Annotated in this window: 13 protein-coding genes; 10 read left to right on the top strand and 3 right to left on the bottom strand. The window is 66.1% G+C overall.

Features of this window, described 5'->3' with window-relative positions:
• Nucleotides 1–91 precede the first annotated feature (91 nt).
• From OXQ33_RS12995 to OXQ33_RS12985, 3 genes are read left to right on the top strand one after another with little or no spacing between them, the layout of a single operon-like run.
• Nucleotides 92–961, top strand: a complete 870-nt coding sequence (locus tag OXQ33_RS12995) for a CheR family methyltransferase (RefSeq protein WP_267435119.1) — start codon at nucleotides 92–94, stop codon at nucleotides 959–961.
• Nucleotide 962: 1 nt separating this feature from the next.
• Nucleotides 963–2051, top strand: coding sequence for a chemotaxis response regulator protein-glutamate methylesterase (locus OXQ33_RS12990; RefSeq protein WP_267435118.1), 1089 nt, complete (start codon nucleotides 963–965; stop codon nucleotides 2049–2051).
• A gap of 44 nt (nucleotides 2052–2095) precedes the next feature.
• Nucleotides 2096–3802, top strand: a complete 1707-nt coding sequence (locus OXQ33_RS12985) for a hypothetical protein (protein WP_267435117.1) — start codon at nucleotides 2096–2098, stop codon at nucleotides 3800–3802.
• 195 nt (nucleotides 3803–3997) lie between these two features.
• Here OXQ33_RS12985 and OXQ33_RS12980 read toward each other — a convergent pair whose 3' ends face one another.
• Nucleotides 3998–4984 carry a FecR domain-containing protein gene (locus OXQ33_RS12980; RefSeq protein WP_267435116.1) on the bottom strand — a complete coding sequence of 329 codons (987 nt, stop codon included), beginning with the start codon at nucleotides 4982–4984 and terminating at the stop codon, nucleotides 3998–4000.
• Nucleotides 4984–5499 (bottom strand): sigma-70 family RNA polymerase sigma factor, encoded by a 516-nt coding sequence (locus OXQ33_RS12975; RefSeq protein ID WP_267435115.1) that lies wholly within the window; start codon nucleotides 5497–5499, stop codon nucleotides 4984–4986. The genes OXQ33_RS12980 and OXQ33_RS12975 overlap by 1 nt, the downstream gene beginning before the upstream one ends.
• 203 nt (nucleotides 5500–5702) lie before the next feature.
• Between OXQ33_RS12975 and OXQ33_RS12970 the strand changes: the two genes are divergently transcribed.
• The 6 genes from OXQ33_RS12970 (at nucleotide 5703) to OXQ33_RS12945 (ending at nucleotide 18567) form a co-directional block, all read left to right on the top strand.
• The gene (locus OXQ33_RS12970; protein WP_267435114.1) at nucleotides 5703–8213 is read left to right on the top strand and encodes a TonB-dependent receptor; all 2511 of its coding nucleotides are present in this window, start codon (nucleotides 5703–5705) and stop codon (nucleotides 8211–8213) included.
• A gap of 94 nt (nucleotides 8214–8307) precedes the next feature.
• Nucleotides 8308–9636: an amidohydrolase gene (locus OXQ33_RS12965; RefSeq protein ID WP_267435113.1), complete on the top strand. Its 1329-nt coding sequence runs from the start codon at nucleotides 8308–8310 to the stop codon at nucleotides 9634–9636.
• Nucleotides 9633–11006, top strand: a complete 1374-nt coding sequence (locus tag OXQ33_RS17510; protein ID WP_267435112.1) for a putative 2OG-Fe(II) oxygenase — start codon at nucleotides 9633–9635, stop codon at nucleotides 11004–11006. Before OXQ33_RS12965 ends, OXQ33_RS17510 begins: the two co-directional genes overlap by 4 nt.
• Before the next feature lie 92 nt (nucleotides 11007–11098).
• Nucleotides 11099–13888 carry a M14 metallopeptidase family protein gene (locus OXQ33_RS12955; protein WP_267435111.1) on the top strand — a complete coding sequence of 930 codons (2790 nt, stop codon included), beginning with the start codon at nucleotides 11099–11101 and terminating at the stop codon, nucleotides 13886–13888.
• A gap of 167 nt (nucleotides 13889–14055) precedes the next feature.
• The gene (locus tag OXQ33_RS12950) at nucleotides 14056–17082 is read left to right on the top strand and encodes a TonB-dependent receptor (protein WP_267435110.1); all 3027 of its coding nucleotides are present in this window, start codon (nucleotides 14056–14058) and stop codon (nucleotides 17080–17082) included.
• A gap of 36 nt (nucleotides 17083–17118) precedes the next feature.
• The gene (locus OXQ33_RS12945) at nucleotides 17119–18567 is read left to right on the top strand and encodes an amidohydrolase (RefSeq protein ID WP_267435140.1); all 1449 of its coding nucleotides are present in this window, start codon (nucleotides 17119–17121) and stop codon (nucleotides 18565–18567) included.
• Nucleotides 18568–18832: 265 nt separating this feature from the next.
• On the opposite strand, the gene OXQ33_RS12940 is transcribed toward OXQ33_RS12945, so the two are convergent.
• A complete protein-coding gene (locus OXQ33_RS12940; protein WP_267435109.1) occupies nucleotides 18833–19738 on the bottom strand; it encodes a helix-turn-helix domain-containing protein in 906 nt (301 codons plus the stop codon).
• 148 nt (nucleotides 19739–19886) lie between these two features.
• On the opposite strand from OXQ33_RS12940, the gene OXQ33_RS12935 reads away from it, so the two are divergent.
• On the top strand, nucleotides 19887–20192 hold a 306-nt coding region (locus tag OXQ33_RS12935; RefSeq protein ID WP_276040159.1), incomplete at its 3' end, for a CoA-transferase.

Raw genomic sequence — 20192 nt, 5'->3', positions numbered from 1 at the left:
TTCGGGCGCAGCCGACTCTGTCGCCGCTGCGCCCCTCTATCCTCGTTGACGACGGCCCGGCCTTCTCGCCCCCGTCGATGGAACGCACCTCATGGCTGCCGTCGCAAAAGCCCCCGTCGCCATAACGCATGGCCCGGGTGATCTCGACCACCTCAGCGCCGATCGATTCGCGCGCCTCGCCGCGCTGATCTACGACGAAACCGGCATCAAGATGCCACGCACCAAGGCCACGATGCTGGAAGGGCGCTTGCGCCGCCGGCTGCGCGACACGGGCACGACGACGCTCAATGCCTATTGCGACCTGTTGTTCGCCGATGCCAACGCGAACGACGAGATCGATCATCTGGTCAATGCGGTGACGACGAACAAGACGGACTTTTTCCGCGAACCCGGCCATTTCGAGTTCCTGGAAAAGGTCGCGCTGCCCACGATCGCCGCGACCGGCCAACGCCGCATCCGTGCGTGGAGCGCGGCCTGTTCGACCGGCGCCGAACCCTATACGATGGCGATGGTCATCGACCGGTTCGTCCAGGCGCGGGGCGGCGAGTACGGCATCCTGGCCACCGATATCGATACCGAGGTGCTGGAGGCCGCGCGCCGGGGCATCTACGACGCAGCACTGGTCGATCCGGTGCCGTCGATGCTGCGCCAGCGCTACGTCGCGGCCTCGCGCGATCGCAGGGCGGGCAAGGTGCGGATCACGCCCGACCTGCGCGCCGCCATCGGCTTCGCACGCCTCAACCTGATGGACGCGCGCTATCCGGTGGGGGAGCCGATGGACATCATCTTCTGCCGCAACGTGCTGATCTATTTCGACAAGCCGACGCAGGAAAAGGTGGTGCGCCGCTTGTGCGATTGCCTTCGGCCCGGCGGCTATCTGTTCCTGGGTCATTCGGAGACGATCGCGGGCATGGACCTGCCGGTGAAGACCGTCTCCTACACCGTCTTCGAGCGCTGCTGACATGAAGCCGATCCGCGTCCTCGTCATCGACGACAGTGCCAGCGTTCGCCAGGCGATGACCGCGATCCTCAGCGAGGATCCGGACATTCAGGTGATCGCCGCCGCCGCCGATCCCTTTGCCGCCGCACGCTATATCCAGGACGAGGTGCCCGACGTCATCACGTTGGACGTCGAGATGCCGCGGATGGACGGCGTCACTTTCCTGCGCAAGCTGATGAGCCAGCGGCCGGTGCCGGTCGTGATGTGTTCGTCGCTGGTCGAGGAAGGGTCGGAAACGCTGCTCCAGGCGCTGGAGGCGGGGGCGGTCGACGTGATCCTGAAACCGCGCATGGGCGTTGCCGATCACCTGGCGGAAGCCAGGCTGATGATCCGCGAAACGGTAAAGGGCGCGGCGCGCGCGCGGCTGCGTCCGCGCAGCGCCAGTGAACGGGCGAGCGAACGGGCAAGCGCACCTGCGCGCAAGCTGACCGCCGACGCCGTGCTGCCGCCGCCGACGGGTCGCGCGATGAGCCGCACGACCGAAATGGTGGTGTGCATCGGCGCCTCGACCGGCGGGACCGAGGCGCTGCGCGAAGTGCTGGAGGCGCTGCCGCCCAATTCGCCCGGCATCGTCATCGTCCAGCACATGCCCGAAAGCTTCACGCGCGCCTTCGCCAAGCGGCTGAACGGCCTGTGCCAGGTCGACGTCAAGGAGGCCGAGGACGGCGACACCGTGATGCGCGGCCATGTCCTGATCGCGCCCGGCGGCCTTCGCCACACGATGCTGGAGCGGCAGGGCGCGCGCTATGTCGTGTCGGTCAAGGACGGGCCGCTCGTGTCCCGGCATCGCCCCTCGGTCGACGTGCTGTTCCGCTCGGCCGCGCGCAATGCGGGATCGAACGCGGTCGGCATCATCATGACCGGCATGGGCGACGACGGCGCACGCGGGCTGCTCGAAATGAAGCAGGCGGGCGCGCGAACCCTGGCACAGGACGAGGCGACCTCGGTCGTGTTCGGCATGCCGAAGGAAGCCATCGCTCGGGGCGCCGCCGACAAGACCGTGCCGCTGGGCGCCATCGCGCGCGAATTGTTGCAGGCGACCGCGCGATGAACGTGCGAGCCCACTCCACCCTTTCTCTCGATCAAGGACAGGCCATGCTGCATACCTCCATCACGGCCGCCGATGGCCTCGACGAAACCGTCGCCGATCTTCAGCGTACGCTGGCGCATATGGCGGCGGGCATGGACTCGCATTTCGTGCGCGCCGGGACGACGCTCGTCACCGCGATCGACACGATCGACCGGATCATCACCGCGATCGACAGCGTCACGGGCGCGCTCGACGAAAGCGTCGCGGGCATCGCGGTGACCAACCTCAAGGACGTCGCGACCGAATTGCACGACCTGCCGCGGGTCCAGCAGGATCGCGACACCGATATGGTGCGGGTCAGCGGCGCGTCGGGCACGCTGCGCGACCATGTCATGGAAATGCGCCAGGCCCTGCGCGTGCTGCACATCTATGGTCTCAACATCAAGATCGCCGCGTCGGGCGAGGCGGCGTTCGTCGGCTTCGTCGACAGCATGGGCCATCGCCTGGCGGTGGGCGAGGAGCATCTGGAAGGCTTCCTCGCCAAGTTGAAGGATCTGAAGGACAGCGTCGGCGCGGTGCAGCAGGCCGGACGCCTGGTCACCAAGGAGGCGCGCCAGGTCGTGCCGCAGGTGCCACGGCAGCTGATGGAGGATGCCTCCGCGCTGCACCGCCACCTGATCTCGGTCGCCGACATGGCAAGGCAGGTCGCGGGCATCGCGCGCACCGTGCAGGGGCGGGTGGCGACCATGCTCGGCGCGTTGCAGGTAGGCGACAGCACCCACCAGCGGCTGGAGCATGTCGTTTCCGCGCTGCAGATGCTCGAAGGCAGCGGCCACGCGCTCGATCCCGTCGAGCGGGACGAAGTGGTGGCCGTCGTCCAGACGATGCTGGCCGCGCAACTGGAAGCGAGCGCCGAGGATTTCGAGCGTGACACGCGGGTGTTGGTGGACGCGCTGAAGGCGTTACGTCCCGATACGGGCGCGTTGCTCGACCTGATCGAGAAGGACCGTGGCAGCAACGGCCGCCCCTTCCTGATCCAGATCGAAAAGGCGGTGAGCGAGGTCGCGACGATCACCACGCAGTTGCAGGACGCCGATCGCCAGTCGACGGCGATGCTCAACATGATCACCGACACGGTGGACGAGCTGACCGGGCGCCTCGCGCTGCTCCAGCGTGTGCAGTTGGACGTGCAGGATATCGCGACCAATACCCGGCTGCTCTGCCGTCGCCACGGCGACCTTGGCCGGGTGGTGTCGGTCGTCGCGCGCGAGGTGGACGTGCATGCCCAGTCGCTCGGCGAGGCGATGGGCGGTATCCGCGCGCCGCTGGAGGAACTGGCCGAAGTCAACGCCGCCCTGGGAGCGAAACGGGCCGCGGCGAATGCGCGCGACCTGGGCAACAAGCTCGCCGACGCGCTGACGGTCATCCGCAGCGGTTGCCAGCGTACCGATCATGCCGTTCGCGTCGGCGGTGACGATGCGCGCGAACTGATCGAGCTGCTGTCCGCCGTCGCCGACGAGATCGGCGCGGAAGTGGCATTGGGCGATAAGATGCGCGATGCGGCGTCGCTGCTCGGCGCACGGCCCGGGGCGGAGGTCCAGAGCGCGGCGGCGAGCGCGGTGCTGTCCGACCTGCTGCCCCGCATCGCGGCGCTCTACACGATGGCGCAGGAACGCGACGTCCATGCCGCGCATGTCCCCGCCGCCTTCGCTGCCGCAATGCCCGTACCCGTCCTGGCAGTCGTGGACGATGACGACGACGGATTGTTCTGATCCGTCGCCAAACGGCTCCGCGTGCCGGATGAATTTTCGATCTTGTGTGTCGGATGCGCCGAATAGCGGCCGTGAGGTTGGAGCCTACTTCCGCCTTTCGACCGCGCCTTGTCCAAAATCGTCGTTTGGCTCGGCTGTCTTCGGCAGCAATCGATGTCGCGTTGCCCTGACAAGCTGGTTCGCGCAGTTTGCTTCTTACGATTGGGGAGCGAGCGCCAATCGTGTCTTGTCGGCATATAGGACGCGAGCGATCCCGTAAGCCGATAGCGCGTCGGCAAGCGCATTACCGCCGCCGTCGGTCTTCAGGACGCCGCTGAAGACGCGGTTCGCGAGGTGATTGTCGGTCAGTTCGATGCGTTGCGTGGAATAGCGGTTGAGTTCGGCCACGACCTCTTTCAGGGGCGTAGCCTCGAACGTCAGTTCCCCCTTGCGCCATCCGGTCGCGGTATCGGCACCCGCGCTGGTCAGTTGCAGACCCGATCGGTCGATCGTCAGCCTATTGCCCGGCACCAGCGTCATCGCGCGGCCCATTGTGCGGCTGTCGACGCGAACCGATCCCTCGACCAGACTGACGACGACCCGGTCCGCCGCCGTGCGTACCGCGAATTGGGTGCCGAGCGCGGTGACGCTGTTGCCGCCCGCCGACACGATGAACGGATGGCGCGCATCATGGGCGACTTTGAAAAATGCCTGGCCGCGATCGATCGCCACTCGGCGCGTCGCACCCGGCGCCGCGACGCGCACTGCGGACTCGGCATCGAGCGTCATCAGCGTTCCGTCCGGCAGCGTGATATGGCGCACTCGTCCGGTGGGCGTCGCATAGCGTGTATCCGCGACCTGGGTCGCCGGCCCCGCCGCATATCGGTCGACGACCAGCGCGGCGGTGCCACCGATGGACAGCAGCACGGCCGCGGCCGCCGCCATCGGCCACCAGCGACGCGCGGGGGCGGGGCGTGCTTCGTCGCGGGCCGCCGCGACCATCGCGAGCAGCGCCGGATCGCTCCGCGCGTCGTCCAGGATGCGGGTGGTGGACACCAGTTCGTGCCAGGCGCGATCATGCTCATCGTCGGCCGATAACCATTGCCCGAACGCGACCCGGTCCGCCGGTGTCGCGTCATCGGCATGCAGTCGCGCATACCAGGACGCGGCGGCGGCGTCCGGATCCCTCGATACGGAACCCATCAGCGTAGCGAGCCTGCGAGGTGCTTGATGGCTTTCATGATATGCTTTTCGACCGCGCTCACCGATAATCCCATGTGTCGGGCGATCGCAGCGTAGCTCATTTCCTCGAAGCGATGAAGGACGAACGCCTGGCGCATGCGCTCAGGCATGTCATTCATCGCGGCGATGAGCTGCGCGAGATGCTCCTTGCCTTGTAGGACGCGCTCGGGCGAGCGGTCCTCAACGGGATGATGAATTTCTTCGAGGCTGTCGTGCGCGGAACGGTGGCGCACGGTGTCGCGGCGGCCGCGATCGGCGAGCACGCTTTGCGCGACCTGGAACAGATACCCGTCGATATTGTCGATCGCGTCGGTCGCGCGGCGGGTCTGCATGCGCAGCGCAACCTCCTGGACCAGATCGTCGACCTCGCCGATCGGCGCACGTTTCGTCAGGAACCGGCGGACCGCGTTGAGATGGCCCGATAGGTCGATCGCATCCCCGTCACCGCCGGATATGCGCGCATAGGAATTCCGCATGATCGGCCCCGTCTTGTCCGCCCGAGCCTCCGGCATCCCCCTTTATATATTCGCTGCAATCGATCATGTTGCCAGCAGGCCGTCAAGCGTACAGTGTCGCAAAACCGTCATCAGAGCGGATGGGAGGGGCAACAGCGTATTTCGGGGGGGTCGAACCGCGCGTCCTGATGCATGCCCGTGACCTTGCTATACGAACGATCACGATGTTTGCGGCCTGCGTCGCCCATGGCGAGGCGGCATCGTCGCCGAACGACCGGGTCATGTTCGCCATCCCCGCCGGGCGGCTGGATGTCGCGCTGCGCCGACTGGCGACGCAGACGGGGCAGCAGATCCTGTTCGATCCTGCGGTGATCGGCGGTCGTACCAGCGCGGCGCTGCACGGGCCGATCGAACCGGAGCGCGCGCTTCGGATCCTGCTCGCCGATACCGGGTTGGTCGCAAAGCGTGTCCGCGCCGGCGTGATCATCATCGTTCGCGAAGCCGCGCCGCGATCGGCCGCCGCGACCTTGGCGGCGGGACCGGCGGGGCGGACGCCGGACGTTCCGGTGCCGTCCGCCGAGATCGTCGTCACCGCCCTCAAACGCCCGACCTTTCTCGGCGATACCGAGATCAGCATGGGCGCGGTCAGCGGTGCCGAGCTGGTAACCCGGGGCGCGTACGACCTGCGCAGCGCCGCCGCCCTGTTGCCCGGGCTGGTCCCGATCGCCACGGCACCGTTGCAGCAGCGGATCGCCATTCGCGGTGTCACCGGAACCGGCGAATCCATGGTCGGGGTCTATTATGGGGAAACCCCGATCAGCGGGCCGTCGGGGACCACTTTCGATCCCGCCGCGAGTACGCCCGATATCGACCTGGTCGATATCGACCGGATCGAGCTGCTGCGCGGGCCGCAGGGAACGCTCTACGGCGCCAGTTCGATGGGCGGCACGCTGCGGGTGCTGTTCAACCAACCCGACGCGACGCGCTGGATGGGCCATGTCGAGGGTGGCGTGTCGGCGGTTCAGGGGGGAGGGACGGGGGCAAACGTCGCCGCGGTCGTCAACGCGCCGATCGTCCGCGATAACCTGGCGGCGCGGTTCGTCGTGCATCGTCGGACGGTCGGCGGCTATGTGGACAATGATCGGCTGGGGTTGAAGGATACCGGCGCCGTGCTTCGACAGGGCGTCCGGCTGGGACTGGCGTGGACACCGTCGCAGGCAGTGCGCGTCGACGCGCTGGCGCTCCATCAGCATACGCGGATCGACGATGCGGGATTCTGGTACCCGGACCTGGGCCGCTATCGCAACGATCAGCCGGTGCGTACGCCCAATAGCGAGCGGCTCGACCTGGCCAGTGTCACCGCGCACTGGACGACCGACGCCGTTGCGGTCGTCGCGACGGGCTCGCACTATCGCTGGACGATCGTCAAGGAAGCTGACTTCACGGCGGTACTGGCGCAGCAGGCGACCAGCGATGCGAGCTGCCGACGATATGCGATGCTTGTCGGCGAAACCGGCTGCACCCCTGAGCGGCGCCGTGCGTTTCAGGCCTATCTGCAAACGCGGTTGCCGGGCGTGCTGTACCAGCCGTTTCGCGTCGAGAGCACGACTGCGGAGGTCCGCCTGTCCTCCGACCGGCCCGGGGCGCCCGCCTGGACCATCGGGGCGTTCGTCGAGCGGCGACGCGATTCGGCGGAAAGCTATACGGTTCGTGCCGACGCCGTAACCGGGAAGCGCGTCGTACCGCTCGACATCACCGGATTGCGGCTGCTGCACAGCGCGCTCGACCAGCAGGCGCTGTTCGCGGAGACGCGCTGGGGCATCGCGCCGCGGCTGTCGGCGACATGGGGGCTGCGGTACTTCCACTATCGGCGCAGTGCCGATGGGTCGGTCCCGATCCCCAACATCATCACGGGAACCGGCGCGATCGGCAACGGCCGCTATGCCCGTGCCGATGACGGCGTCAACCTGAAGGCGGAACTCGCCTATCGCCTGCCGGGCGAGACCCTGATCTATGCGATCGCATCGGAGGGGTTCCGGCCCGGCGGGGTCAACATCACGCCCGACCTGACCGACCAGGAACGCATCTACGACGCCGACCATGTCTGGAATTACGAACTGGGCGTCAGGACCAGGGGCGCGGGCGGGCGGCTCGCGATCGAGGGGGCGGTCTATCATATCGACTGGTCCGACGTGATCTATGCGGCATGGAGCGCGAACGGCGCGTTCGGATACAACACCAATATCGGCACGGTGCGGATCGATGGGATCGAGGCCAAGGCAAGCCTGGCGATCGGTGCCATAAGGCTGACCGGGTCGGCCAACTATACCTATGCGCGGCTTGGCGAGGACCAGCCGGTCGGTACCACGGACGGCGCCGGACGGCGCGGCGATCCGCTGCCCAACGTGCCACGGCTCGGCTATGCGGCAGGGGTGCAGACCAGCATGACGGTGGCGGGCGGCAAGGTCGCCACGTTCGGCATCGACGCGGTCGGCGCGACCCGCGTTCCGACCGCCTTCAACGACCGCAGTCCCTATTACGAAGTCACTCCGGCCCGGTTCATGATCGACGCCAACGCCGATATCCGGCTGGCACGATGGCGCGCCGCGATCAGCGTGCGCAACGTGCTGAACGCGGTCGGCGCGAACCGGCTGACGTCGAGTTCGTTCGGCGAGCGCCAACTCTATAGCAGCGCGCCGCGCACGGTGATGCTGTCGCTCGATCGCGATTTATGAGAGGCGCCGTGTCGTGGGGTTGAGGACAAAGGGCGCAATCGCGTCTCGCATAGCAAGGGGGCGTGGCCCCGGTCTCGAACGATGGGTGTTTTCCATGAAGACGATGCTGCTTACCGGATGTCTGATGATGGCGAGTGTCGGCGCGGCGTCCGCCGAGCCCGCGCCCGGCCCCGCCGCCAACAGGGCGGCGATCGATGCCCAGATCGAGAAGAGCTATCCCGCGCTCGACGCGCTGTACCGTGATATCCATGCCCATCCCGAAATCGGGATGCAGGAGGTGCGCACCGCCGCGCTCTTGGCGAGCAAGATGAAGGCCATGGGTTTCACCGTGACCGAGAAGGTGGGCGGGACGGGGGTCGTTGCGATCTATCGTAATGGTCCCGGGCCGACCGTGATGGTGCGCACCGAACTCGACGGCCTGCCGATGGAGGAGAAGACCGGTCTTCCCTATGCGAGCCGCGCGCAGACCGAATATGAAGGCAAGACGACCTTCGTCGCGCAAAGCTGTGGACATGACGTGCACATGGCGGCGTGGATCGGGACGGCCCAGGCGCTGCTGGCGATGAAGTCGCAGTGGAAGGGCACGTTGATGTTCATCGCCCAGCCCGCCGAGGAGCAGTTGAAAGGCGCCAAGGCGATGCTCGATGACGGGCTGTTCACCAGGTTCGCCAAGCCCGATTACGGTTTCGCCGCGCATGTCGGGTCGGGCGAGACTGGGACGGTGCTGGTCAAGGACGGCGTCACCAGCTCCAATTCGGACAGCTTGCAGATCACCTTCAAGGGGCGCGGCGGACATGGATCGATGCCGAGTGCTACGATCGATCCCATCGTGATGGGCGCGCATTTCGTCACCGACGTGCAGACGGTGATCAGCCGCCAGAAGGACGCGAATGCGTTCGGCGTGGTCACCGTCGGCGCATTTCAGGCGGGAACCGTCGGCAACATCATTCCCGACACCGCCACGCTGAAGCTGAGCCTGCGGTCGTTCGATAAGGATGTGCGGCAATTGCTGCTCGACGGCGTGAAGCGGACCGCCGAGGCGTCGGCGGCGATGTCGATGGCGCCCGTGCCCGAGGTGAAATGGTTGTACGGCACCGCGGCCGTGTTCAACGACCATGCGCTGGCCGAACGCGCGGCGGCGGAACTGAAGGCGGCGGGCGGCGACCGCGTCACCTATGTGCCCGCAACCGCGCCCGGTTGGTCGGCGAGCGAGGACTGGTCGGCGTTCGTCGATGCCGGCATGCCCTCGGTCTATTTCACGATCGGCGGCTATGACGCGGCGACACTGGCCGCGTTCAAGGCCAAGGGCCAAGCGGTACCGAGCAACCATTCGCCCTTCTTCGCACCCGATCACGACAAGGCGATCCGTACCGGTATCCGTACCCTGACGCTTGCGGTGCTGATGGTGACGACGCCGAAGTGACCGCTTCCGCGACGATGGAGCAGGCGCGGCGGGCCAAGGTGGCGGGCGATCTGCGTACCGCCGCGACCCTATATGCCCGCGCCGTCGCGGAACGGCCCCAAAGCGCGGTGGCGGAGCATAATCTCGCCTCGACGCTCGGCGATCTCGGCGAATTCGCCGGGGCGGTGGAGGCATCCGCCCGCGCCCTTGCCAAGGGATCGACCGCGCCCGAGACGTGGTTGGTCCATGCGCGGGCGTTGCAGGGGACGGGGGACCTCGATGCGGCGGAGGCGGCGTTCCTGTCCGCGATTGCGATGCGGGCGGACTATGTGGCGGCGCATCGCGACCTGGCGCAACTCCGCTGGATGCGGACGGCGGATGTCGGCGCGGCGCTGGCGGCGGTCGACGCGGACCGCGTACCCGCACTCGCGTCGGTCGAAGCGGTCGTGCTGATGAGCGCAGGCGAACCCGCCCGTGCGGCGGCGGTGCTCGACCGGGCGATCGCGCGCACGGCGGATGCCGGGCTGCATCTGCTCGCGGCGAATGCCCGGGCTGCATTGGGGGAGGCCGAGGGCCAGCTTGCCCATGCGACGGCGGCCTTGCGGCTTGCGCCGTCCTCCGCTGAGGCGGCGAAGGCGGTGGTGGAGGCCTTGCTGCATGAAGGGCGTCCGTCCGAGGCGGCGACATTGGCGATGCGGATCAGCACCGCCGCACCGGACGATCAGGGGGTGATCGCGTTGCTTGCAACCGCGTGGCGACTGCTCGGCGATCCACGTCATGCCGCGCTGTGCGACGATCCCGCACTGGTCTCCGCACGTCGCATCGACGCGCCGCCGGGATGGCCCTCGTTGGCGGCGTTCCTGGACGATCTCGCCGAGACGCTGCGCGCGCGCCACGCATGGCGAACCCATCCGCTCGGCCAGTCGCTTCGCCAGGGCAGCCAGACGCAGGAGGATTTGAGCAAGGTCGATCATCCGGTCCTTCGCGCGCTGTTCGCGGCGCTCGACGCACCGATCCGGGCGCATCTGGCGCAGTTGGGGACGGGGGTCGATCCGGTGCGGCGGCGCAAGACCGGCGGATATCGCTTCGCGGGGGCATGGTCGGTGCTGCTGCGGCCCGGTGGCTATCACACCGATCACGTGCATCCGCGCGGCTGGTTGTCGTCCGCCTTCTATGTCGATCTGCCGGCGTCCGTGGCGGAGCAACCGCAGGGCTGGCTGGCCTTCGGACGGCCCGGCGTGCCGACCCGGCCTGCGCTGTCGCCGACGCGTCATGTCCGGCCGGTACCCGGACAGCTGGTGCTGTTCCCCTCCTATCTCTGGCACGGCACCGAGCCGTTTTCCGGGGACGCCCCGCGGCTGACGGTGGCGTTCGATCTGATACCGGGCTGATTTATCGTCGCTGCCGACTGAGGGACCGACCCGAAGTTACGTCTTGATGAACACGGGGACGGTCACGTCCGGCGGCAAAGGGGCGATATCATATGTCGAAGGTCATGCTTTTTCTGGGCGTCGGTGCGTTCGCGCTGGCAAGTGCGGCCTCTGCCGAACCGATCACCCCGAAGGTCGGCACCGTGACCGCGCCGTTCGAAGCCTTTGCCCAGGAACCGGGCAGCGACTATTTCCTCGCCGATTACGACGCCTACGAAGCCTATCTGAAGAAGCTTGCGAGCCAGTCGGACCGTATGAAGCTGGTCGATATCGGCAAGTCGGCGGAGGGTCGCACGATGTGGGTCGCGATCGTCAGTTCCCCTGCGAACCTGGCGAAGCTCGACCATTACCGCGACATCGCACGCAAACTCGCCAAGGCGGAGGTGAAGACCGAGGCCGAGGCGCAGGCGCTGGCGAACGAGGGCAAGGCGATCGTGTGGATCGATGCCGGCATGCACGCGACCGAGACGGTGACGACGCAAAGCCAGATCCATGTGCTCTACCGCATGCTGACCGGGACGGATGCGGAAACGATGCGCGTGCTGAACGACGAGATCATATTGTTCGCACAGGACAATCCCGACGGGCTTGAGCTGGTCGCGGACTGGTACATGCGCAATCCCGACCCCAAGGACCGCGAGTTCCGGACCATTCCGCGCCTCTACCAGAAATACATCGGCCACGATAACAACCGCGACAGCTTCATGGTGCAGATGCCGGAGACCGAAGCGGTCAACAAGATGCTGTTCCGGACCTGGTTTCCGCAGATCATCTTCAACCAGCACCAGACTGGCCCTGCTGGCATGGTGGTGTTCGTGCCGCCGTTTCGCGACCCGTTCAACTATAATTACAATCCGATCGTGATGACCGAATTGCAGGAGGTCGGCTCCGCGATGCACAGCCGGCTGGTGTCGGAGCAGAAGGGCGGGTCGGGGATGCGCAGCGCCGCGCCTTACTCCACCTGGCACAACGGCATGGAGCGCTCCGTCGCCTATTTCCACAATTCGATCGGGCTGCTGACCGAGATCATCGGCGGTCCGACGCCGGAAAAGATCCCGCTGATCGCCGACACCCAGCTCGCGCGCAGCGATGAGCCGTTGCCGATCGCACCGGGCGAGTGGCACCTGAAGGACAGCCTGGAATATCAATGGTCGCTGAACCGCGCTGTCATGGACTACGCGTCGCGCAATCGCGAGCGGCTGCTGATGAACATCTGGCGGATGGGCCATCAGGCGATCGTTCGCGGCAGCACGGATAGCTGGACCACCACGCCGAAACGCGTCGATGCGCTGAAGGAGGCGGGCAAGGGTGCCAAGGTCGATGAGGGCTATGTAGGCTATAACAGCCGCGCCAAGGAGGGGATGGTCGCGCCTTCGCTCTATGCCACGGTGTTGCAGGACCCGGCCAAGCGCGACCCGCGTGGCTATGTGCTCGGTCCCGACCAGCGCGACATGCCGACCACGATCGCGTTCCTCAATGCACTGATCAAGAACGGCGTCGATGTCGATCGTGCCACCGCACCGTTCACCGCCGGCGGCAAGCGCTATCCGGCGGGGACCTATGTGGTGAAGACCGCGCAGGCGTACCGCCCGCACGTGATCGACATGTTCGAACCGCAGGATCATCCGCACGACCCCGAATTCCCCGGCGGCCCGCCCAAGGCGCCATATGACGTCACCGGCTATACGCTCGCCTATCAGATGGGCATCCGCTTCGATCGCGTGCTCGACAATTTCTCCGGCAGCTTCGAACCCGTGCCAGACCTGTTGACCGTGAACCCCGGCCGCCTGATCGGATCGGGCAAGGCGGGCTGGATCGTCGGGCATGAGGCGAACAACAGCTTCATTCTCACCAATCGCCTGTTGAAAGCGGGCGTGCCGGTGGCCTGGATCGGGGCCGCGACCAGGGCGGGCGGCAAGGATCTGGCGGAGGGTGCGATCTGGGTCCCGGCGTCGGCGGCCGCTGCGGCGATCATGGCGTCGTCGACCAGGCAGCTCGGGATCGACGCCTATGCCGTGGATCGTGCGCCCGCTGCTACCAGGCTGGCGTTGAAACCGGTGCGTATCGGCCTGGTCGATCGCTATGGCGGGGTGATTCCCGCCGGTTGGACCCGCTGGCTGCTCGAACAATATGAGTTCCCGTTCAGCGTGGTGTATCCGCAAGAACTCGACGCCGGAAACCTGAACGCCAAATATGACGTGCTGCTGTTTGCCGACGGCACCGTGCCCACGACGCAGGGCGGGCCGTATCCGGGTGGCTATCGGTTCACGATGCCCGCCGCGAAAAGCATCCCGGCCGAGTATCGCGGCTGGCTGGGCGAGGTGACGCCCGAAAAGACGCTGCCGGCAGTCGCGGCGTTCGCAAAGGCCGGGGGAACGGTGGTGACGGTCGGCAGCGCGAACCGGCTGGCGACCCTGCTCGATCCGCAGATACAGCCCGCGCTGGTCACGAAGAAGGCCGATGGGTCGCTCGCCGCGCTCGACAAGAAGCAGTTCTACATTCCCGGCGCACTGCTGTCCGCTCGGGTCGATACCCGCCAGCCGCTGGCGTACGGCATGACGCCCACGGTCGACATCTTCTTCGACGAAAGCCAACCGTTCACGCTGTCCGGCAGCGCGGCGAAGAAGGTCGCGTGGTTCGAGGGGGCGGCCCCGTTGCGCAGCGGCTGGGCGGTCGGGCAAGAGCGCCTCGACGGCACGGTTGCGATCGTCGATGCCGATCTGGGCAAGGGCAAGCTGTTCGCGATGGGCCCCGAAATCACCCAGCGCGCGCAGCCCTATGCGACGTTCAAGCTGTTGTTCAACGGCCTGTTATACGGTCCGTCGGTGACCGCCATGCGTTGACCTCATGATATAATAGTACGCCAGGATGGCATTTGGGGAGCGGTTGGAAACAATCGCTCCCTTTTCATTGGAACTTTTTTCGTTCTGCACGTGAGGTGCGGCGATCGGGCCGCGTCATCATCCTTGAGGCCGCCAACGATGCGGTTAATTCAAGGGGGAAGTTCGACATGGTTGTACGGGGTATCACGCGAGCGTTTCTCGGCGGGAGCTGCGCTTCCATTGCACTCGCCGCCGGCACGGCGCATGCGCAGAGCAGTGTGCCGACCGCGCCACCGGCCAGCGTACAGGCTGAACAGTCCGAGAATGAATCGCTTGGGGAAGTCACCGTCACCGGATCGCGCATCGCCCGGTCCGACTATGTCGCGAACAGCCCGATCGTCTCCCTGTCGAGCGACACGCTGGAAAATACCGGTCGGGTCACCGTCGAGAGCGCATTGTCGCAGATGCCGCAGTTCACCGGCGCGTTCGGGCAGGGCAATACCGGCAGCACCAGCACCGGTCTGAACGGCGGCCAGGCCAATGCCAGCCTGCGCGGCCTGGGGGCGAAGCGCACGCTGATCCTGCTGGACGGTCGCCGGATGCAGCCATCCAATCCCGATGGCTCGGTCGATCTGAACACCATTCCGGAAGCCCTGATCGAGAATATCGAGGTCATCACCGGCGGGGCATCGACCACCTATGGGTCGGACGCGACCGCCGGCGTGGTCAATTTCCGGCTGCGCCGTAATTTCAAGGGCGTCACCCTGAACGGCCAGACCGGCGTTAGCGACTATGGCGACGGCAACACCTATCGCATCACCGCCACCGCCGGTTCGACCTTCGCCGATGATCGCGGCAACGCCGTGCTGTCGTTCGATTATACCCGCCGTGACCCTGCGCAGCAGATCAAGCGCGACTATTATACCTTCCGCACCACCACGCCGGGGCTGAGCACGATCCCGCAGGGCACCGCGCTGTTCGGTGCCAACCTGCCGACGCTTGCCGCGGTCAATTCGGTGTTCGTGGGACAATATGGAACGCCGGCGCTGACCGGCAATGCCGCCGGGCGCTATACCGGGCAGATCGGCTTCAACACCGACCAGACGCTGTTCAGCACGGCGGGCGTCCCCGTGCTCAATTATCGCGATCCCCAGACCGACGAAGCCTATATCGTCAATAGCGGCACCAACAGCCAGCAGGTCAATTTCGGCTATAATGGCGGATCGCTGCAGGCCGATCTCGATCGCTATTCGGTGTTCGGCAAGGTCGACTACGACGTCACCGACAACATCAAGGCGTTCGGCCAGTTCAGCTACACCACCTATAATTCGGTCGGCATCACCAACCCGACCCTGGCCTCGAACGTCTATGGCCTGACGGTGCCGACGACGAACCCGTTCATCTCCCCGGCCTTCCGTTCGATCCTGGCGTCGCGGCCAAACCCCAATTCGGCGGTCACCTTCTACAAGGCGCTCAACATCCTGGGGCCGCGCGTCCAGTCCTATGAGTACGACGTATATCAGTTGACCGCCGGCCTGTCGGGCAAGATCGGCATTCGCGACTGGACCTGGGACATCTACGCGAACACCAGCAAGGCGAAGTTCCAGAACGCGCAAACCGGCGGCGCCAGCGCGGGCGCCATCTCGCGCCTGCTCAACAGCCCGACCGGCGGCACCGAATTGTGCGCGGGCGGGTTCAACCCGTTCGGTAACGTGACGCCTTCGCAGGAATGCGTCAGCTATATCTCACGGCGCACACTCAACACCAACGAACTCCAGCAAAAGACGATCGAAGGAAATATCCAAGGCGGCCTGGCCGAGTTGCCGGCGGGGAGCCTCCGCTTCGCACTGGGTGCCGACTATCGCAGCAATTCCTATGCGTTCCAGCCGGATGCGCAACTCTCGCTGCCCGACGGGACCAGCGATATCCTGGGCTATAGCGTGCTGCGCGCGGCCGGCGGAACGGTCAGGGTGGGTGAGGTCTACGGTGAATTGCTCGTGCCGTTGCTGCACGACATCCCGCTGATCCAGCAGTTCGATCTCGATCTCGGCTATCGCTACTCCAACTATAATTCGGTCGGCGGCGTGCACGCCTACAAGGCCGATGCGAACTGGCAGGTGTTGGACGCGCTGCGGCTGCGCGGCGGGTATAATCGCGCGATCCGCGCGCCGAGCGTGGGCGAACTCTACGCCCCGATCTCGACGGGCAGCGTCGCGATCGGCAGCCCCGCCGCGACCACCGCGAACGGCGATCCGTGCGACGTGCGATCGTCCTACCGCGTCGGCGCGAACGGCGCGCAGGTCCGTGCGCTGTGCCTGCAACAGGGCGTGCCGACCGCGATCATCGACAGCTATCAGCTCGGTACGGCGCAGGTGTTCGCGCTGACCGGCGGCAACCCCGACCTTCAGGAGGAAATCGCCGACACCTATTCGGCGGGCGGCGTCATCCAGTCGCCCTTCTCGTCGCCGCTATTCCGCAACATGTCGCTGTCGGTCGACTATTATCGCATCGACATCAAGCAGGCGGTCGGCCCGCTTTCGATCGCTCAGGCATTCCAGTTCTGCTTCAACGCGGGCGGCAACAACCCGCAATATGCCGCCAGCAATTATTACTGCTCGCTGATTTCGCGCAATACGTCGAACGGCGTGCCGGTGAACCCGCTGCAACCGCTGCTCAACCTCGGCACCTTCAAGGTGCGGGGTATCGACGCCCAGTTCGACTGGAAGGTCAATCTTTCGGACATCGGGCTGGGAAGCGACGCGGGGACGGTCGCGCTGAATACCGCGGTCAGCTATCTGGCGTCGTTCACGATCCAGGCACTGCCGGGCGCGCCGAGCTATGATTATGCCGGCAGTATCGGGACCGGCGTCGAAACGACGGCAGGTCTCGCCCATCCCGAATGGAAGTCGGTGACGTCGTTCACCTACTCGCTGGGCGGGGCCAGCCTCGGGCTGCGGTGGCGGTATATCGACGGCATGATCGCCTCGGCGAAGGTCGTGAACCCCGCGAGCAGCACGCGCGGCGTCGCCGCATACAGCGTGTACGACCTGAACGCGCGGTTCGAGGCGGGCGATACCACCGAGTTCCGGATGGGCGTCACCAACCTGTTCAACACGAAGCCGCCGCAGGTCGGCGACACCCAGGGCAATTACGACGCGCAGAATTACGACGTGATCGGTCGCTACTTCTTCATGGGAATCACCAAGAAGTTCTGATCCGCGCGGACTTGAGGGAGATAGACGATGAAGACCATGATGCTCTGGGCGGCACTGATGACGACCGCCGCCATGCCCGTAACGGCGCAGGAATTGGCGCCCACCGATCGTACCGCGCTGATCGCCGCGGTCGATGCCAATGCCACGCCGATCTCGGACACTGCGCTGCAAATCTGGAAATATGCCGAGATGGGCTATCTGGAGACGAAAAGCTCGGCGCTGCTGCAAGCCCGGCTGAAGGCTGCGGGGTTCACGGTGAAGGCGGGGGTGGCTGGCGAGCCGACCGCCTTCGTCGCGAGCTTCCGAAACGGAGCAGGACCGGTCATCGGCGTGCTTGCCGAATATGACGCGCTTCCCGGGCTATCGCAGGCGGCGTTGCCGGTACGGACCCCCTTGGGTGGGGATGCCGGTCATGGTTGCGGCCACAATCTGTTCGGCACCGCGTCCACCTATGCCGCGATCGCCGTCAAGGACTGGATGGTTAAGAACGGCGTGCAGGGCGAAATCCGCGTCTATGGCACGCCGGCTGAGGAAGGTGGGTCGGGCAAGGTCTATATGGTCCGCGAAGGCCTGTTCAACGACGTCGACACCGTGCTGCACTGGCACCCGGGCAATGTGAACTCCGCGTCGCAGGCGCCGTCGCTCGCCAATATTTCCGGCAAGTTCCGCTTCCACGGCAAGTCGTCGCACGCCTCGGGCGCACCCGAAAAGGGACGGTCGGCGCTGGACGGCGTCGAGGCGATGGACGCCATGGTCAACATGATGCGCGAGCATGTTCCCGACCATACGCGGATCCACTATGTCATCACCAACGGGGGCAAGGCGCCCAACGTCGTGCCCGACGAGGCCGAAGTCTATTATTATGTCCGCGACCAGGATCCGGAGATCGTCAAATCGGTGATGGAGCGGGTCAAGAAGGCCGCGCAGGGCGCCGCGATGGGCACCGAGACGACGGTCGACTTCGAACAGATCGGTGGCGTCTACAGCCTGTTGCCGAACGAGGTGTTGATGAAGGCGATGGATCGCGGACTACACGCCGTGGGCGGGATCACCTGGACGCCCGAAGAGATCGCCTTCGCCACCCAGTTGCAGAAATCGATGCCGGCGGGCGCTCCCGCCCTCGCCAGCGTCGGCCAGATCGAACCCGCTCGGCTCGAGACAAAGGCGATCGGCGGGTCCACGGACGTGTCGGACGTCAGCTGGGTGACGCCGACCGTGGGGCTGTCGACCGCGACCTTCGTACCGGGATCGGCGGGGCATAGCTGGCAGAACGTCGCGGCGGCGGGATCGAGCATCGGCGTCAAGGGCGCCATCGTCGCCACCAAGACACTCGCGCTGACGGCGGCCGAACTCTTCCGAAACCCGGCCGAAATCGCGGCTGCCAAGGCGGAGTTCGAGAAGCGTCGGGGGCCGAACTTCACCTATGAGGCCATGCTGGGCAATCGCAAGCCGCCGCTGGATTACAGAAAGACCGCGTCGGAATAACCCCGGAAATCGGGGGGCTCTCGGAACTCGCGACCGTCATGAGTGTCAATCGGTGTCCAAAGACGATCCCTGCTCCGTCGAACCAACATGGCAGGCGGGGCAGGGGACCGATGCTGACGGTGGATGAACCGGAAATCGAGGGGGCTGCCGCCCGGATGGCGTGGTCCGGCCTTACGGAGTTGATGTTCCGGAGGCGGTCGCGAACTCCGGCGGAGGGAATGGATCGTGGACCAGTTGCGGCTGCGTTTGGATCATTCGGCATCGCCTATGTCTGTTCGACACGGCTCTCCGTGGCCTGGACCATTCCGCGGCGTTCGCGAAAGATGCGGGGGCTCATGCCGGTGCGGCGCGCGAAGAAGCGCGAGAAATAGGCGGGGTCGGTGAAGCCCAGCGCATAGGCGATCTCCGCCACCCCCTGCGACGAATAGAGCAGCGCGCGTTTGGCTTCCAAGAGCGCGCGTTCGTCGAGCAGCGCCATGGGCGGAAGGCCGGCCGCGCGGGCGGTGGCGCTGCGCAAGGTGGTCAGGCTGACGCCCAGCGCGGCGGCGTGGTCCGCCGCTGGCTCACGCAGGCGGAAGCGCGCCTCGATCCGTTCGCGCAGCCGCGCCACGAGCCGGTCGGCAGCGGTCGGCGGCTCGGCGATGTGGTCCTGTTGCTGCAACCGGCGCAAGGCGATGACGAGGATCGACAGCAACTGCGCCTGTATCGCCGCGCGGTGTCCGGGCGCGGTCCATGACAGTTCGCGGATCAGCCATTGCGTGGCGCCGCTCGCCAGCGCCGTGTCCTCCGCGCTCAGGGCGAGCGTGCATGGTGACTGAAACACCTGTCGCAGGGCAGGGTCGGCGCGGTACAGCTCGGCGAGCATGTCGTTCGACAAGGTCAGCACCGATCCGCTGACATCCGGGTTCCACAGGAAGCCGTGGACCGCCTTGGCTGGGACCAATACCAGCGCGGGCGCTTCGCAGGCGAAGCGGCGATCCTCCGCCACCATCCGCCCGCTGCCCTGTTCGATCACGAAGATCTGCGACAGATCGGCATGGGCGTGCGGGTGGATCAGCCATTCGTTCGGGCGGTTGCGATGATCGAGCGATTCGGCATGGACGAAGCCATGATCGACCGCCCGCTGCGGCTCGCCATAGAGATAGAAGGTCGGAACGGAGGTGGTGGCCATGACCGGCTCCTTGCCGCGGATCCGTTGAATAGTCCAAATCTCTCGTTGGATCGATCATGGCCGCCAGCGGGCATGGCTCGCTAGGTTCCGGGTCAGAAACTCGGCTCGCGCGGGTCCGCGTCAGAAGCCGAGGGTCGTGGAGAGAAGGATGCGAAGCAAGCTGTACGACACGCCGGCGGCGGCGCTGGAGGGGCTGTTGTTCGACGGGATGACGATCATGTCGGGCGGCTTCGGCCTGTCCGGCAATCCCGAGAGCCTGATCCCCGAAATCCGGGCGAGCGGGGTGACGGGGCTGACCGTCATCTCGAACAATGCCGGGGCGGACGGCTTCGGCCTGTGGATGCTGCTGGAGAGCCGGCAGGTCGCCAAGATGATCTCCTCCTATGTCGGCGAGAACAAGCTGTTCGAGCAGCAATATCTGTCCGGCGAGCTGGCGCTGGAGCTGAACCCGCAA

The sequence above is a fragment of the Sphingomonas sp. GM_Shp_1 genome (genome assembly GCF_026540895.1).
Lineage (GTDB): Bacteria > Pseudomonadota > Alphaproteobacteria > Sphingomonadales > Sphingomonadaceae > Sphingomonas.
Note: the sequence above shows the minus strand (reverse complement) of the source record. Positions and strands in the feature narration are given on the sequence as shown.